Origin of the sequence: Pseudoalteromonas sp. A757, from assembly GCF_004103285.1 — a bacterium.
Taxonomy (GTDB): domain Bacteria; phylum Pseudomonadota; class Gammaproteobacteria; order Enterobacterales; family Alteromonadaceae; genus Pseudoalteromonas; species Pseudoalteromonas galatheae.
On record NZ_QNQN01000070.1, the window covers coordinates 139,001 to 152,972 of the forward strand.

Genomic DNA, 13,972 nt, shown 5'->3' on the forward strand with positions numbered 1-13,972 from the left:
GCTCCAGATATTAATTTGCACAATGAGCTACTAAGGACTATTTTTGTCGGCTTTTTCTGTGCAGCCTTCATTGTTCCTTTCCTCATGTTTTTCTCCATACAGACCAGAGAGCTTATCTGTATCTTCTAAAATATCTGATAACTTTACTTTACAGATTTCAGCAAACCGAAGCAATGTCCCAAGCTTAAAGGAGCTAGAGCCATTTAAATAGTTATCAAGGGTCCTGTCACCCACACCTAAACGCCGGCTAACCTCTTCTCGGGTCATCCCTTTTTTGCGCTTTAGCCCACGTATCAGTCGGCCGATACGCTGGCTTACCTCGTATTCTTCTGGCGTCTGCATCGCCCCACCATATCTCTCAATCACCCCAACCAATTTAACCAAAAGTTTACATCTAGTTAAATATAAAGACAAGTAGATGACAGTACTATTTTTAGGGGCACACTCGCAAAACATCCCAAAACAGAAACAAACTTACCATTATATTTGAATTTTTGGTATCAATCGATTTAAGCAACCCTTACTACACCCGCTTATTTGTTGTTTTGCAGACCATTAAAATCAATAATTAAAAACACACAGACTTCTCTATTTTTATGGGAAAATCTTCACCTTATTGTATGGGCGCAGCATTTGCTTTATTTAAAACCTGCTTACGGCGCGCTGTTATTCCTGCGTATAACACAAACATGCAGAGCAGATAAGGCACGGCTTTGATATAAGCAAAGTAATTATAAATAAAGGCTAGCTCCCAAAATGGTTTGGCAACTTCTTCACTTATTCCTAAACGCTCTAGGTTACGGATAAAGTTTTCCATCAATGCGGCAAAATCAATCATAGCTAAAGTACATGCGAGTGCATAAAGCGGCGCATCTACTTGGTTCTTCTCAAAAATGCTGGCTGAATTCCCTTTGGTAAACCACGCACCTAAAAACATTCTGTATTTGATCATTAACGCCAGCAGTAAACTCAGTAAAAGTTGTGTCGCAAAAGCATAGATATTTTCAATGTAATAGCTTTCAATAGCTGGGAAGACGACATAATTCAACCAGTATGCAACAACGATTTCTAACGAAAAAGCAAATATAAAAATTGCAACAATGCTTTGGCTATTCTTGTCATTACGCGCATAAAACAATAACAAAATAAGAAAAGCAAATAAGGTAAATTCAAGCACCATAACGCCGACAAAATAGCCTGTAAATAGCAAAAAGATATTGCCTTTGTCTTTAATATTCTCAGGATACAAGCGCTTCAGCGCCTCGGTATCATCCAAGATATCAGCCAACTTTACCTTGCAAAGATCCGCAAACTTTAACAATGTTCCAAGTTTAAATGAGCTCACCCCGTTTAAGTAATTGTCTAACGTGCGCGAACCTATACCTAAACGTTTACAGACATCTTCTCGGGTCATACCTCTGGTACGCTTTAACCCAAGTATTAACCTGCCTATCCGCTGGCTTACCTCATATTCCTCTGGTGTTTGCATTAATCCACTGTCATTTTACGGCATTATTCGAATTAACCCAAACATTACATTTAGTTAAATATAAAGACAAGCCAATCACGACCACATCACATAAAAAGTACATAAATTCAGGGAAATTTTACGTAAATTGAAATATTTTCATCGTTTTTCACTTTATACGGTGCTTTTAGAGACAAACCTTTTTGAGGGTATGCCCCTCATAGCCTTGAGTAATCCGCAGCCGGCGTTTTAAAAAGATCGCTGGGTAAACCAGCTCCTACGCGCTGGTGTGGAGTCCGTATAAGGGGCTTTGTGCAGCGGTTGGTGCTTTACAAAGATCGCTGGGTAAACCAGCTCCTACGCGGTGGTGTGGAGTCCTTATAAGGGGCTTTGTGCAACGGTTGACGCTTTACAAAGATCGCTGGGTGAACCAGCTCCTACGAGGAGGTATAGAGTCATCATAAGGAGCTTTGTGCAGCGATTGGCGCTTTACAAAGATCGCTGGGTGAACCAGCTCCTACGCGGTGGTGTGGAGTCAGTATAAGGGGCTTTGTGCAGCGGTTGGTGCTTGGTAAAGATCGCTGGGTGAACCAGCTCCTACGCGGTGGTCTGGAGTCAGTATAAGGGGCTTTGTGCAGCGGTTGACGCCTTATAAAGATCGCTGGGTAAACCAGCTCCTACGCGGAGGTGTATCGCTGGGTGAACCAGCTCCAACATGATGGGGGTGTATCGCATAGTTAACCAGCTGCAATATTAAAAGGTGATTGTTATGCTTTACAAAAAAGTACAGTTGTTCTATTTTAATAAAAGTACAAGTGTTCTTTTTTAGAGGTCAGGATGAAATTCAGCTACTTTAACGATAAAGACGGCTCGCTTATCACCAAGATAAGCCGGGGGATCACAGGGCTTATGTGCACGCTTGCGCCACCTATTACTTCGAGGTTAGGTCAGGTATTACTGATGAGCCCGCATGGTAAGCGTCAATATCAGTTTAAAAATAAAAAACCCAATGGTGAGTTCAATATTCTGACCTCGCTTGGTCGCGTTCATGTAAACGTGTTTGGCCTTGGCCCGAAGACCGTTGTGTTAAGTCATGGTTGGGCCGATAACAGCAGTTGCTTTGATACTTTGATCCCAGAACTCGTTGCGGCGGGATTTTGCGTTGTGGCGATTGATCATGTTGGTCATGGACAATCTCATGGTAAGCAAGCCCATTTGCTGGCTTTTGTTGAGGCACTGGATACTTTGATTGAGAAGCTAGAAGCTGATCGCCATGATATCGTAGCTTTGGTGGGACATTCTATGGGCGCTGTGGCGCTGATGAACTTACCGGATTATCGCCTAGAAAATCGCGTGGTTATAAATGTTGCAACTCCCGTGCAGTTTTTTGAGCTGATGTTTGAGCGCGTTGCGCGAGCGGGCATTTCTGAAAAAATGCTACACCAAGTATTGGGCGCTATCACCACAAGATATGGCACGCATTGGCATTTGATCAGAGATAAATTCCACGACGGTGTACTTAAGTTTAAGCCGACATTTATTCACGATACCGAGGACCGATTTGCGCCATTTGAACACGTAGAGTCGCTTATCGCAGCCACTCCTGAGCGTTTAATCCAAACCTCAGGCCTTGGACATCGCCGCATTTTAGGCGATACTGGCGTTATTCAACGTATTACTCAAAGAATAACTGCATAAGTGATGAACAAAGGCGAGAGAACGAGACAAACCATTTTAGAGCAAGGTATGCGCTTTAGTAGCCAATATGGCTTGATAGAAGTCACTATTGGTTCTATGGCCAAGCTTTGTGGCTTGTCTCGCAGCGGGCTTATCTCGCATTTTGACAGTAAAGAAGATATGCAGTTGGCGATCCTCGATTACTGTGAAGATCAATTTATGCTGCATGTCGTCGCACCGGCACGACACCAAGATCCCCTTGTACAACTCAAAATGCTCTTTTCTATTTGGGCAGACTGGACTCGTGAACTATTTAATGAGCCACATTCAACTTGCCCGTTTATCAAAGCGTTAGTTGAATTTAATTGCCATACAGACAGCCCTATTCATACCAAAGTTACCGAGCAACATAACCGATTATTTAGCTATATTAAGCATAAAATCGTGCAAGGGATAGAAAGCGGTATTTTTCATCCTGAGCTTGATGCACAGTGCGCGGCGTACGAGCTATACAATTTATATCTAGGCCATGCGATAGCGAAAAATACGGTACTAACAGAACATGCCAGCGAGTTGTTTAAACGTAATATTGAGCACTTACTTGAAAGTTATCAAGCTGATCCAAAAACACGGAGCGTATCTGCATGATTGAAATAATCTCTACCCCAACCCGCGATATTGTTGAGCAGCTTACTGAGCTATACATCGCGACTTTTTCAGCGCCGCCACGTAATGAAGAAATAGACCAAGCAGCCATTCGCTTGCTTATGGAAAGAGAAATCGAAGAAGGCGAAGTACGCGTTATTTTTGATGACTCAACAAAGCAACTTATTGGTAGTTTGTCGCTAGTGCCAATCGCCCATTTTAAAGATAAGGCGCGCTTTGATCTTACATCAGGCCTGTACATTTCGAACTTTATGGTTGATGCGAATATTCGCGGCAAAGGAATTGGCAAGCAATTACTGCAAGACACCTTAGCCGCTACTCGCCAACCTATTCACACTCGTTGTCGAGTAGATGCCTTAGCGGTGAATCATTTATTTCAGCGTCATGGTTTTAAATTGATTGCTAATTATACAACAATCATGAATAACTCGGTTGCGGCACGTAATATCTACACCTATCAAGCTGAATAATCTGCAGATAACCTTTGGATTGTCATTGTTGATTAATACATTCACTCTTATACTTTGCCAAAGAGTCGTCGTGTAGAGTAATGAGATGCTGAGGTTTTTTTCGATTGAAAACGGTGTAATTTCCGAAATGGAACCAAGCGCCGACACCCCGATTGAAATAGCAATTAAAAACGCCCATTGGATAGATACTATTAATCCCACTGAGGAGGAGCGAGTTGCCCTTGCAAACACGCTAAATATTACCCTTCCTGGTGCGGATGACGTAGAGGAAATTGAAGCCTCTTCGCGCTGTTTTATCGACAGCGAAGGTCTGCATGTACACGCTTTGTTTATGTCTCCCAATGATGGGCGTTTTAATACGGTGACCGTGGCCTGCTTATTACAAAAGAACTGCTTATTAACCATTCGTGATGACGAGCTTGCGGATTTTAGATTGCTGCGACTACGTGCGCGTAAAGGGCAAGTGGCGTGCGATAACCCAAAACAGCTGTTAGTGACTTTGTTCGATCAAAAAGTCGAAAACCACGCGGATATGCTTGAGGATATGCACCACCAGCTTGAAAAGCTCAGTGCCTATGTACTTGAGGAAGAAGACTCAGATCTAGAAGAAGCCGTTAGTCGTATTTCAAGGCTCGAAGATGCCAATGGTAAAGTGCGCTTATGTTTGATGGATACGCAGCGCAATATCTCGTTTTTAATGCGTCATGTGGGGGTGCAATCTGAGGAGCGAGAAACGCTACGGGAAGTCACACGAGATATCGAAACCTTGATGTCGCACTGCGCCTTTCTCTTCGATAAAGTGAATTTTTTGATGGATTCTACGCAGGGTTTTATCAATATCGAACAAAACCAAATTATTAAAACCTTCTCCATTGCCTCTGTCGTATTTTTGCCACCCACTGTGGTTGCCAGTGTGTATGGAATGAATTTTAATAATATGCCAGAGCTAAACTGGGCATGGGGCTACCCTTTTGCCATTGCTATTATGCTACTGTCTGGTTTTGCGCCTTACCTATTCTTTAAACACAAAGGTTGGCTGTGATCTTTGGCTGTGACCTAGAGGTGTAGCTTCATTTCCAGCAGACAAGGTGTAAATCCCGCTTTTTCATAAGCGCGAATTGCTGCGGCGTTACTACCGTATACATCAAGGTAAAAATCGTTGACGTTTTGGGTTTTACACCAAGCGATTAAGTGCTCCATGATCTCTTGATTCAAACCTCTACCACGATGCTCAGGTGTTACATACATAAACCCAAGATAAGCATGCTGCGAATGTTGTAGCTGCTGTTTCGATGCTCTGATCTGCACATACCCTGTCGCCACTATTTGCTCTGACACTACTCCAACAACCACTAACGTATTCGAACAAGTGAGTAATTTTTCGAGATCATAGTATTTGGCGTCTTGCGATTTGATTGCTGCGTTATACGGACGCTCCGCTTCGATCACTTGCTGTTCTAAGTCTAGAAGTGTGGTTAAGTCGTTGATGGTGGCTGCTCTAATTTTCATATTTTTTCCTTAAAAAAGCCACCTTAGCTTAACTAAGGTGGCAAAGCCACTATCTACAGTGTTAAAAATTGTCAGGGACTACATGAGTTAGCTAAGTATTAATGGTCGTGAGACTCCTCTGCTGCAATACCAAGCCATACTAGTTTTTCTGGTACGTAATCTAGTTCAAATGTGTCTACTAGTTTGGCTTCTTCTAAATCAAACTTTTTGATTTGTTTTGCAATTGGATCGCTCACATATACCGCTTGCTCTGAATGAGAGAATGTAATTTGGAAACCGTGACCTTCTGGCATCGTAGTTAAATCGGCATCGCTAACTTGTACTTCACCTGCTGCTTCAAAATGGTGCTCGCCATCATGATCATGACCGGCAAAAATGCTGAGCTTACCTGCAGTATCCATCACTACAACATGCTCACCCGCAAAGCTAAATCCAAAGCTCGCGATGCGATAGTTATCACTTACTTGCCATTCAAGCTTTTCGATATGGCCATGCTCTGGGTCAACCATCAGCACATCATTACCTGCTGATGCGATAAACTGCTCTGCATCATGGTGACCTTTAAGGGTGCCAATTCGCTGCCCGTCAGCAAAGTAATCTGGATTGGCGAGTTTTACTGCACTGAAGCTTTCGCCTTGCTGAGTGATAAGCGCAACACCATCACCACAACCAAATGCCACTGCTTCTTCATTTTGCGCGCTGCCGTGAAGTGCTGGACAGCTTACGTTAAATACTTGCTCTTGATGGAAATGGTCACCATGCGCATGATATAAACCAATTTGCGAAGGTAGAGAAGTTTCGGTTTGAGGGTCTCTGATCGTACTAATTAGAAATTCGCCTCGAGCTTGCGCTGCACCGTGCATGTAAGTGTCATAATGTAGCGCAGCGACTTCGCTTTGCTCGCCGCTAATATGCGCTTCAGTGAACATTGCAGCACCGGCATTCTGTTGACTGTCTTTGTCGCCATCAGAGAATACAGCAATACCCGACTCACCCACTGTAACGTGTGTTGGCTTCACTGATTCTAAATGGAACGAAGCAAGTGCAGGCGCTTCTTCATGAGTATGGTGATGGTCGCCATGCTCTTCCTCATATAAACCACCATCAATAAATTCCACTAAACCTTGGTCTCGTTGCACCAACACAGCAAAGCGGTGATTTTCAGAGCTATATACATATTTTGGATAGTGAGTAACACCAATTGAGTCAATAAGTGATTTATCCGCCGTTGAGTACACATTCACAACGTTACTATCTGCACTAGTGACTATCAGGCGACCATTTGCGTCTGTGATCGCATCTCCATGATCGTGATCATCATGACCATCGTTATCGTTACCATTGTCTTGTGTTGGCGGGTCTACTTTTACGATTGTATGTTCAGTACCACCACAAGCGGAAAGGAGAATTGCGGAAATGGCAACTGCCAAAAGTTTACCTTTTAATACCATGAGAGAGATCCTATTTATATTTATGTTATACCATAACTTTAAATATGTTATCTTATCACAAATATAAAAACAACATCCCAGCTATTCTTCTATTGACTATTTAACACACAACCCCAATAGTGAACTAATAATCCGACAACGATAAAGCTATCAGTAGGTAAAAAGGACTGTTTAATGGACTATTTGGTTGCCATTACCTTATTTGCAATTGCATCTTCCGTAACACCCGGGCCAAACAATATTATGGTAATGACGTCTGGTGTTAATTTTGGCTTAAGGAGAAGCATTCCACTACTAAGCGGTATTTGTGTAGGTTTTTCGATTATGCTTTTGTTAGTCGGCTTAGGTTTTGCGCAGCTTTTTGAGTTGTTTCCTAATTTACACTTTATTTTAAAGTGCATTGGCGTCATTTATCTTCTATATCTTGCCTACCTTGTCGCGATGTCTTCACCTACAACGGATGCAGACGCAAGCTCTCAACCTTTTTCGTTTGTAAAAGGCGCACTATTTCAGTGGGTAAACGCAAAAGCGTGGATTGTGGCAATAGGTGCTATTTCAACTTATACCTCCACTGGCGCAGATTTTATGAGCCAAAACTTGATGATCACCATTGTCTTTTTATTGGTGTCATTTCCTTGTGTTGGGATCTGGTTGGTGTTTGGCTCATCACTCAAGTACGTGTTAAAAAATGAGCAAAGCCTTAGGTGGTTTAATTTTGTGATGGCTGCATTACTTGTACTGTCTGTAATGCCTATCGTGCTGGAGATCTTTGCAGGATAATTCCCTGCAAAGATTACCGTGTTATTGTTACTTGTTGTCCGTTTTTTACCGACGGGCGATCACCCACACTGCATGTACAATTCCTGGTATATAACCCAACAATGTCAGCAAAATATTTAACCAAAAAGCCCCGCCAAGACCGACTTGTAAGAATACACCGAGTGGTGGAAGCAATATTGCAATTATGATCCTCAATAAATCCATTGTTCTCTCCTAAAAGTTATAGACGCTTTCATGTTGCATGGGTTATGCCAACTCAAAGGAATGCCTTTTGCATTAACCCAACAACAGTATAGGAGATAAAAAATGCCAGATTGGATTAATCTTGACTTAGCACTCATTTGGTATCACTTTTACCAAATAATTTTTGCGTTTTTACTTACATTACCTTTGGCTATTAATAGAGAAAGTCGCTCTGATAGCGCGGGGCTTAGAACATTCCCATTAGTCGCTATTTCCTGTTGTGCATTTATCTTAACAAGTATGGATGTCTATGAGTCACACGAAGCGCAAGCAAGAGTAATGTACGGTGTTATTACTGGAATTGGTTTTATTGGTGGCGGCTCGATTGTGAAAAACGATAACTCCACGCATGGCACTGCAACCGCCGCAGGTATTTGGTTAACCGGTGCAATAGGGATCTCAAGCGCATATCAACGATATGAAATCGCAATTGTGTTAAGCGCGGTCGGATTTTTGGTATTTCGCTTACTAGAACCGTATAAAAAGCCTTCGAGTTCGCAATAGACTTACGTTGAACTTTTCGTTCTTTTGCTCGATACTTGCCGCTTGAGCTCTAACTTTTCGCCGAAAAAGTACTCGTAAACTAAAACAGCGATAAAATAAAAGAATCCAAAAACGCTAATATCAATAAGTAACTTACCGAAGTCAAAGGGATCTTCGAATAAAAAATATTCAAAATTAGTAACGTAAAAGACTAACTTAGTCAAAAAAAATGCGGGTATGAGTGAGATGATAAATTTCAAATTAATGTCCTTTTAATTTGGTATTAATTACTTTCCTGTAAGCAGTCTAACTGCTTTTTTCTAAAATTGCACGCAATATACATTTTATTTCGATAGTTTACAAAGAGTTACTAACCTATCAGCTGAACACTAGGCTCAGCTGATAAGTAAACATCAAAACTTGATGATAGTCGAGACTGCTTCCTCGTCTGCCGTTTCAATAGACATCTTTAGTTCACGATTTTGCCAATCAATATCTATCAAGCCGTAATTACTTCCCGACTTATTGATCAAATGGCGGTTAGATGTTGTCAACTTTGCGATGTCTTTGCTTATCGCACCAACTCGTCCGGTTGGAATAATGGCACCTGCTGGCGCGCAGTTGCCCCAGTCACCTTCGATACCTTTTTGGTTATCATCCACTTGGGTATAACACCAAGGTTTATCGTTGTCTCGCGTGATACAACCTTGATAGGTTACACCTGCATATTTGAACGGTAATTGGCATGCTTTGGCAAAATTGCCATCCCCTTTGTCGTCTGCGTAAATCGGTAATCTTAATGGGTTTTCGATATGATAAGGCCAGTTTTGACCAAACCCTGATGCTGTTACTTCATAGACGTTAACCGCTTGGCCATATGTGCTGCTTGCTGGAATAGTCTTTTGCAGAAGCTCTCCCCAATGCTGATCGCCAGACAAAAATACAACGGCTTTAGTCTTTCCTTCATTCACAGATTTTTGTACTAACCTTAGCAAGCGCTCTCTTTGTGCTGGCATCTCTGCCCAAGATTCATAACTAGTACCTGACATATTTGTTTCTTCTAATGACTCGATAGCAGCATTAAACGTTTTGCCGTCTCCGTAAGCACAGTAGCTAGTTTTACTTCTACCTCGATGTAGCGGGGGCAGCACTTGAATGCCGCTTGCAATAAGCTTGATTTCTGACGGTTTTTGCAACTCTTGCTCAAGCCATTGCCACTGCGCCTCTCCCAATATGGTGCTACTTTCACCTTCACACGCACCATAACTTGAGAAAGTTGGTGAGCGGAAGTAACGGGCATCCAATGTGATCACATGTGTGGTTTCGCCCGAGCCACCCAGCATTTTTGCTTCGTAAATACCAGCTTGACCATTTAGTCTTGGATCAGTCTTATCGACATCAAAGTGACGCAAATATTCTTTCTGCGCATTTGCTTTCTGTGGATAATGTTTGCCTTCATTATTCCAGCCAAAATCGTGATCATCCCAAGTCGCCATCACCGGGATCTTAGCCTCTAAAAACTTGCGATATTCACTATTATTCTTTTTATCATCGTACTTCTGGCGCATCACAGCCATATCAGTGGTATCTGCGTAGATATTGTCCCCTAACCAAAGAAACAAATCCGGTTGCTGACCAATTAACTTCGCGAGCGCTTCGGGCATATCACCTTTGGTTTTGAAACATGAGCCTAGCGCAACTCTATCTAATCGTTTACTTTGTAAGGGTTGAGTGTGAGATAACAGCGCTGGCGGCTCCTCTGGTTGACATTCTTCCCAGCCACCCTCTTCGACATAGCACCAAGGTGCGGTGTGATTTCGGGTTGTACAGCCATAAAACCTTTCACCTTGATACTCCGATGGCGTTTTACACGCTTTTCCGGTTACCGTTTTGAATTCTGGGATAGTTTCTGTTCTGACATGACCCCATGTTGCGCCTTCGATGCTTTGTTTTAAATAGCACCACTGCGACCCTGAATTATTTTTATCTGTCGTACCTTGATACTGTGCGGCTAAATAGTTAAAAGTGGATTTACAAGACTCGTAGTGAACTTCCGGCTGCGCACTGATAACGCTACTTGTAAGCATCAATACGGCTGGTGTGAGAGTGTAAGCTTTCATCGTTTCCTCGGTATTTGAATGTCGGCATCCTTGCTAGTTTTCCTTGCGGGAACGAAGTCTAATTCGGCAATGTTAAATTTTAGTTTAATATTTATTTCAAATTCACATTTGCTTCCGCATTCATGAAATAATGCGAAAGAGGCTCAATTAGTGAGTCATAACTAGGCCTTATGGCAAGTGGCTGATAAGCCAATCAATAAATACTTGGATCCGAGCTCTTTTTGGTGAATAGGGATCAAATAACACATAGCGTTGCCATACCACAGGGTGAGGTATGTCAAAAAGCTGCACAATAAGTCCAGCTTGTTGAAAGTCTAAAAATAGCTCTTTGGAAACGATTGCCACACCATGGCCTTTAAGTGCTGCACTCAGGGCCATATCATTAGAAGAGACTCGAGTGTGTGGGCCTTTGGCACATATACTTGAACCGCATATCCCTTGAGTCTCAAACCACTGCTCCCAGCTCACTTTATCATCATCGTGGTGGATAAGGTTGCATCTTGCTAAATCACTTGGACGTTTAATTTGTAGCGCTTCTTTGTAGCTAGGTGAACAAACAGGGTAGTTGCTATCTTCCCCCAGATATAACTGCTCAAGTCCGGTGGGACACGCTAACTCTTTCTTATTAGAAAACCGGATCGCGATATCAATATGGTTTAAACGAATATCTTCGAAGCGATTAGAGCCCAGCACACGAATTTGGATGTCGTCATGAGCTTCGTAAAACGAGCTTAGGTTAGGCATTAGCCATAAAGAGCAGAAGGACTGGGTTGATGTAATAGTTAAACTGCCCGCCAGCTCTTGCGTTTGGATCTGATTCAGCCCGTCAATTATGCGCGTGAATGCGCCTTGAGTTGACCTCAACAACACTTCTCCGGCTTCAGTTAAGTGCATATTGCGACCTTTTCTTACAAAAAGCTTAACTGCAAGTGCACTTTCCAGTTGACGCATTTGTTGACTTACTGCCGCCTGAGTAATGTTTAATTCGAGTGCAGCTTGGGTATAACTTTGAAGCCGGGCTGCACTCTCAAAACAGCGTAGTGCACTTAAGTGCCTTAACCTCTTATCCATAAGCTCAACTTATATTTATTGTAATTAACTATCGTTGGTATCCTGCCATACTTTGACCCAAAATACAGTCATAAATTAAGTACCTGAACTCAGGTTATTGAGACAGCAGCAGGAGTGAAAATGAACTATTACAAGCCAAAGCCAAAGTCACGGTTATTATACTGGTTAACCATAATGGGAGCTTATCTGAAGCTAGAGCACATAGTGAAGTACAAGTAGATAAGAAAGTATGGATTCTTTACTCATTTGGTAATCAGTGAGACTTGAATATGCTACTATTATTGTGAATAATTCGTAACAAAAATTACTCTTACAAGGCATTTTGATGCATATACAACGCTTACTATCCGAAGAATATATGAGCAGGATAATAATGGTAATATTATTCTTATTACCATTATCTCCCTTAGCTAAAACGATAGTAGACAACACCCGAGATAGAGCAGTTCCTGTGGAAATTCATCAACCATCTAATACCGCTAACTGCTCAGCTACCAAGACTTGTCCCGTTGCACTGCTAAGCGCCGGTTATGGTGTTGCACATACCGAATATCAATTTTTGGTCAAGATATTAAACCAAGCTGAATATTTGGTTATCACTGTGGGTCATGAACTTGCAACGGATCCTCCGCTTTCCGTTGAGGGAAACTTATACGAAACACGTGCAGAAAACTGGCAGCGAGGCGCAGATACTCTGGTGTTTATTCGCGATCACTTTAGGCCGAAGTTCGCCAATTTTGATTTTGAAAATATCCTCTTAATTGGCCATTCAAATGGCGGTGATATTTCAGCCTGGCTAATCAATCACGGCGCTACGTTTGCAAACCATATCATTACACTAGACCATCGCAGAGTGCCATTACCGCGAAGTCTTGATGTAAAAGTATTGTCGATACGAGCAAGCGATTTTCCAGCAGACAAAGGGGTGTTGCCAAGCCCTGCAGAAAAGCAAAAATACCACGATTGTGTTGTCACGATAGCGAATGCAAAACACAATGACATGACTGACGAAGGTCCAAGCTGGCTAACAGAAAAAATAGCACAAATCGTGGCTGGTCATTTAGCTGGGAAGCCTTGCCCAAAGAGTGAAAAATAAACGATTAATAGTCGCAAAACGCAGAAAAGAAGCGGGTAAATCTCACTCTTCTTTCTGTTTATTTGTTCTATTTGAGCTGAGCTTTATTTAATTTCAGCCGCTGGCATTGATAGCGGCTTTATGCACATATAATATGACCAAGCAATCAATATGATTTGCAGTGGTGCTCTAATGAGCAAATAAACTGGTCCCCACTGATGCCCTCCCAATCCAACACTATTAAATGCTGCATACACGTTTGCTGGAAAAAACAGAATAAAAATGACAATAGCCACTTTTGCTGCAACCAATTGATAACTGGGTATAAATAATAAAACAGCCACAACAAGTTCAATAACACCCGTAAAGTACACCAGAGGGAGTCTATATGGCACCCAACTAGGCAACATTTCTACCATTCCCTGTGCTTTTACGATATGGCCAATAAAAAAGAACATAAATGCGATACCGAGACCCCAGCAGGCAAGCGTTGTTGTTTCTACCTGTACGTCTCTTATCTTTGAATAGATGATACCGAGTAATAACGGGCCGCAAAGCAACAGTATAATGATGATTGGTGTAACCATGGTTTATGCCTTATCCCTCAACATTGTTAGCGGCTAAAAAGCCATCAAATTAGTCCAATCATGTCATGTGATGTTCCTAAAAACAATAAAATTAGCAACCGTATGTGCTAGGGCCTGTTGACCTTTGCTGTTTGATTTTTGTTCTTCTGAGTGTGTTTTGGTCGCGACGCTCGACTTGCCGCCTAGTAATCTAGGCAAAAGTTGAGCAACAATGAACAAAGCGCACTCAGATGAACCCAAAGGGCAGCGCTTGATTAGCATTTCTACTGTGTTGCCCCACAAGGATGTGGGGTAAGGTGACTTTGCAGGAGCACAAAGTCTTTATCGCCAGACTTACATAGAATGACTATGCTACGCTGGCTCTGCCTTGTA

The 13,972-nt window shown here is 42.2% G+C and carries 15 protein-coding genes and 1 pseudogene; 7 read left to right on the forward strand and 9 right to left on the reverse strand.

Annotated features, from left to right (window positions below; all coding sequences use genetic code 11):
• Positions 1-96 precede the first annotated feature (96 nt).
• Together DRB05_RS13605 and DRB05_RS13610 are read right to left on the reverse strand one after the other, a co-directional pair.
• Positions 97-342: pseudogene (locus tag DRB05_RS13605) on the reverse strand (helix-turn-helix transcriptional regulator); the annotation flags it as partial.
• 271 nt (positions 343-613) lie between these two features.
• A complete protein-coding gene (locus DRB05_RS13610; RefSeq protein ID WP_039496550.1) occupies positions 614-1,489 on the reverse strand; it encodes a helix-turn-helix transcriptional regulator in 876 nt (291 codons plus the stop codon).
• 816 nt (positions 1,490-2,305) lie between these two features.
• On the opposite strand from DRB05_RS13610, the gene DRB05_RS13615 reads away from it, so the two are divergent.
• The 4 genes from DRB05_RS13615 (at position 2,306) to corA (ending at position 5,323) form a co-directional block, all read left to right on the forward strand.
• On the forward strand, positions 2,306-3,166 hold the full coding sequence (locus DRB05_RS13615; RefSeq protein ID WP_128727438.1) for an alpha/beta fold hydrolase: 861 nt from the start codon (positions 2,306-2,308) through the stop codon (positions 3,164-3,166).
• Between the two features lie 3 nt (positions 3,167-3,169).
• On the forward strand, positions 3,170-3,793 hold the full coding sequence (locus tag DRB05_RS13620; protein WP_029215706.1) for a TetR/AcrR family transcriptional regulator: 624 nt from the start codon (positions 3,170-3,172) through the stop codon (positions 3,791-3,793).
• On the forward strand, positions 3,790-4,281 hold the full coding sequence (locus DRB05_RS13625) for a GNAT family N-acetyltransferase (protein WP_128727439.1): 492 nt from the start codon (positions 3,790-3,792) through the stop codon (positions 4,279-4,281). The genes DRB05_RS13620 and DRB05_RS13625 overlap by 4 nt, the downstream gene beginning before the upstream one ends.
• A gap of 85 nt (positions 4,282-4,366) precedes the next feature.
• Positions 4,367-5,323 (forward strand): magnesium/cobalt transporter CorA, encoded by a 957-nt coding sequence (gene corA / locus DRB05_RS13630; protein WP_128727440.1) that lies wholly within the window; start codon positions 4,367-4,369, stop codon positions 5,321-5,323.
• Positions 5,324-5,337: 14 nt separating this feature from the next.
• On the opposite strand, the gene DRB05_RS13635 is transcribed toward corA, so the two are convergent.
• Positions 5,338-5,790, reverse strand: coding sequence for a GNAT family N-acetyltransferase (locus tag DRB05_RS13635; RefSeq protein ID WP_128727441.1), 453 nt, complete (start codon positions 5,788-5,790; stop codon positions 5,338-5,340).
• A 98-nt stretch (positions 5,791-5,888) separates the two neighbouring features.
• Complete coding sequence (locus DRB05_RS13640; RefSeq protein ID WP_128727442.1) at positions 5,889-7,241, reverse strand: hypothetical protein; 1,353 nt, start codon at positions 7,239-7,241, stop codon at positions 5,889-5,891.
• 174 nt (positions 7,242-7,415) lie between these two features.
• Between DRB05_RS13640 and DRB05_RS13645 the strand changes: the two genes are divergently transcribed.
• Complete coding sequence (locus tag DRB05_RS13645; protein WP_128727443.1) at positions 7,416-8,021, forward strand: LysE family translocator; 606 nt, start codon at positions 7,416-7,418, stop codon at positions 8,019-8,021.
• A 45-nt stretch (positions 8,022-8,066) separates the two neighbouring features.
• Here DRB05_RS13645 and DRB05_RS13650 read toward each other — a convergent pair whose 3' ends face one another.
• Entirely contained in the window at positions 8,067-8,225 is a 159-nt protein-coding gene (locus DRB05_RS13650) for a YqaE/Pmp3 family membrane protein (protein WP_010369885.1), read from the reverse strand.
• A 102-nt stretch (positions 8,226-8,327) separates the two neighbouring features.
• Here DRB05_RS13650 and DRB05_RS13655 point away from each other — a divergent pair, with 102 nt between their 5' ends.
• Positions 8,328-8,768, forward strand: coding sequence for an MgtC/SapB family protein (locus DRB05_RS13655; RefSeq protein WP_128727444.1), 441 nt, complete (start codon positions 8,328-8,330; stop codon positions 8,766-8,768).
• A 392-nt stretch (positions 8,769-9,160) separates the two neighbouring features.
• On the opposite strand, the gene DRB05_RS13665 is transcribed toward DRB05_RS13655, so the two are convergent.
• Both DRB05_RS13665 and DRB05_RS13670 read right to left on the reverse strand, forming a co-directional pair.
• Positions 9,161-10,867, reverse strand: coding sequence for an alkaline phosphatase D family protein (locus DRB05_RS13665; RefSeq protein WP_128727446.1), 1,707 nt, complete (start codon positions 10,865-10,867; stop codon positions 9,161-9,163).
• Between the two features lie 168 nt (positions 10,868-11,035).
• Positions 11,036-11,938 carry a LysR substrate-binding domain-containing protein gene (locus tag DRB05_RS13670; RefSeq protein WP_128727447.1) on the reverse strand — a complete coding sequence of 301 codons (903 nt, stop codon included), beginning with the start codon at positions 11,936-11,938 and terminating at the stop codon, positions 11,036-11,038.
• Between the two features lie 373 nt (positions 11,939-12,311).
• On the opposite strand from DRB05_RS13670, the gene DRB05_RS13675 reads away from it, so the two are divergent.
• Entirely contained in the window at positions 12,312-13,034 is a 723-nt protein-coding gene (locus DRB05_RS13675) for an alpha/beta hydrolase (protein WP_239966008.1), read from the forward strand.
• An 83-nt stretch (positions 13,035-13,117) separates the two neighbouring features.
• On the opposite strand, the gene DRB05_RS13680 is transcribed toward DRB05_RS13675, so the two are convergent.
• Entirely contained in the window at positions 13,118-13,600 is a 483-nt protein-coding gene (locus DRB05_RS13680) for a hypothetical protein (RefSeq protein ID WP_128727448.1), read from the reverse strand.
• Positions 13,601-13,663: 63 nt separating this feature from the next.
• Positions 13,664-13,861 carry a hypothetical protein gene (locus DRB05_RS23135; protein WP_010369908.1) on the reverse strand — a complete coding sequence of 66 codons (198 nt, stop codon included), beginning with the start codon at positions 13,859-13,861 and terminating at the stop codon, positions 13,664-13,666.
• Positions 13,862-13,972: the final 111 nt, after the last annotated feature.

Excerpts from the sequence above, each read along its gene's own strand:
- DRB05_RS13610 (WP_039496550.1), bottom strand. The coding sequence starts at position 1,489 with ATGCAAACACCAGAGGAATATGAGGTAAGCCAGCGGATAGGCAGGTTA.
- DRB05_RS13615 (WP_128727438.1), top strand. The coding sequence starts at position 2,306 with ATGAAATTCAGCTACTTTAACGATAAAGACGGCTCGCTTATCACCAAG.
- DRB05_RS13620 (WP_029215706.1), top strand. The coding sequence starts at position 3,170 with ATGAACAAAGGCGAGAGAACGAGACAAACCATTTTAGAGCAAGGTATG.
- DRB05_RS13625 (WP_128727439.1), top strand. The coding sequence starts at position 3,790 with ATGATTGAAATAATCTCTACCCCAACCCGCGATATTGTTGAGCAGCTT.
- corA (WP_128727440.1), top strand. The coding sequence starts at position 4,367 with ATGCTGAGGTTTTTTTCGATTGAAAACGGTGTAATTTCCGAAATGGAA.
- DRB05_RS13635 (WP_128727441.1), bottom strand. The coding sequence starts at position 5,790 with ATGAAAATTAGAGCAGCCACCATCAACGACTTAACCACACTTCTAGAC.
- DRB05_RS13640 (WP_128727442.1), bottom strand. The coding sequence starts at position 7,241 with ATGGTATTAAAAGGTAAACTTTTGGCAGTTGCCATTTCCGCAATTCTC.
- DRB05_RS13645 (WP_128727443.1), top strand. The coding sequence starts at position 7,416 with ATGGACTATTTGGTTGCCATTACCTTATTTGCAATTGCATCTTCCGTA.
- DRB05_RS13650 (WP_010369885.1), bottom strand. The coding sequence starts at position 8,225 with ATGGATTTATTGAGGATCATAATTGCAATATTGCTTCCACCACTCGGT.
- DRB05_RS13655 (WP_128727444.1), top strand. The coding sequence starts at position 8,328 with ATGCCAGATTGGATTAATCTTGACTTAGCACTCATTTGGTATCACTTT.
- DRB05_RS13665 (WP_128727446.1), bottom strand. The coding sequence starts at position 10,867 with ATGAAAGCTTACACTCTCACACCAGCCGTATTGATGCTTACAAGTAGC.
- DRB05_RS13670 (WP_128727447.1), bottom strand. The coding sequence starts at position 11,938 with ATGGATAAGAGGTTAAGGCACTTAAGTGCACTACGCTGTTTTGAGAGT.
- DRB05_RS13675 (WP_239966008.1), top strand. The coding sequence starts at position 12,312 with ATGGTAATATTATTCTTATTACCATTATCTCCCTTAGCTAAAACGATA.
- DRB05_RS13680 (WP_128727448.1), bottom strand. The coding sequence starts at position 13,600 with ATGGTTACACCAATCATCATTATACTGTTGCTTTGCGGCCCGTTATTA.
- DRB05_RS23135 (WP_010369908.1), bottom strand. The coding sequence starts at position 13,861 with ATGCTAATCAAGCGCTGCCCTTTGGGTTCATCTGAGTGCGCTTTGTTC.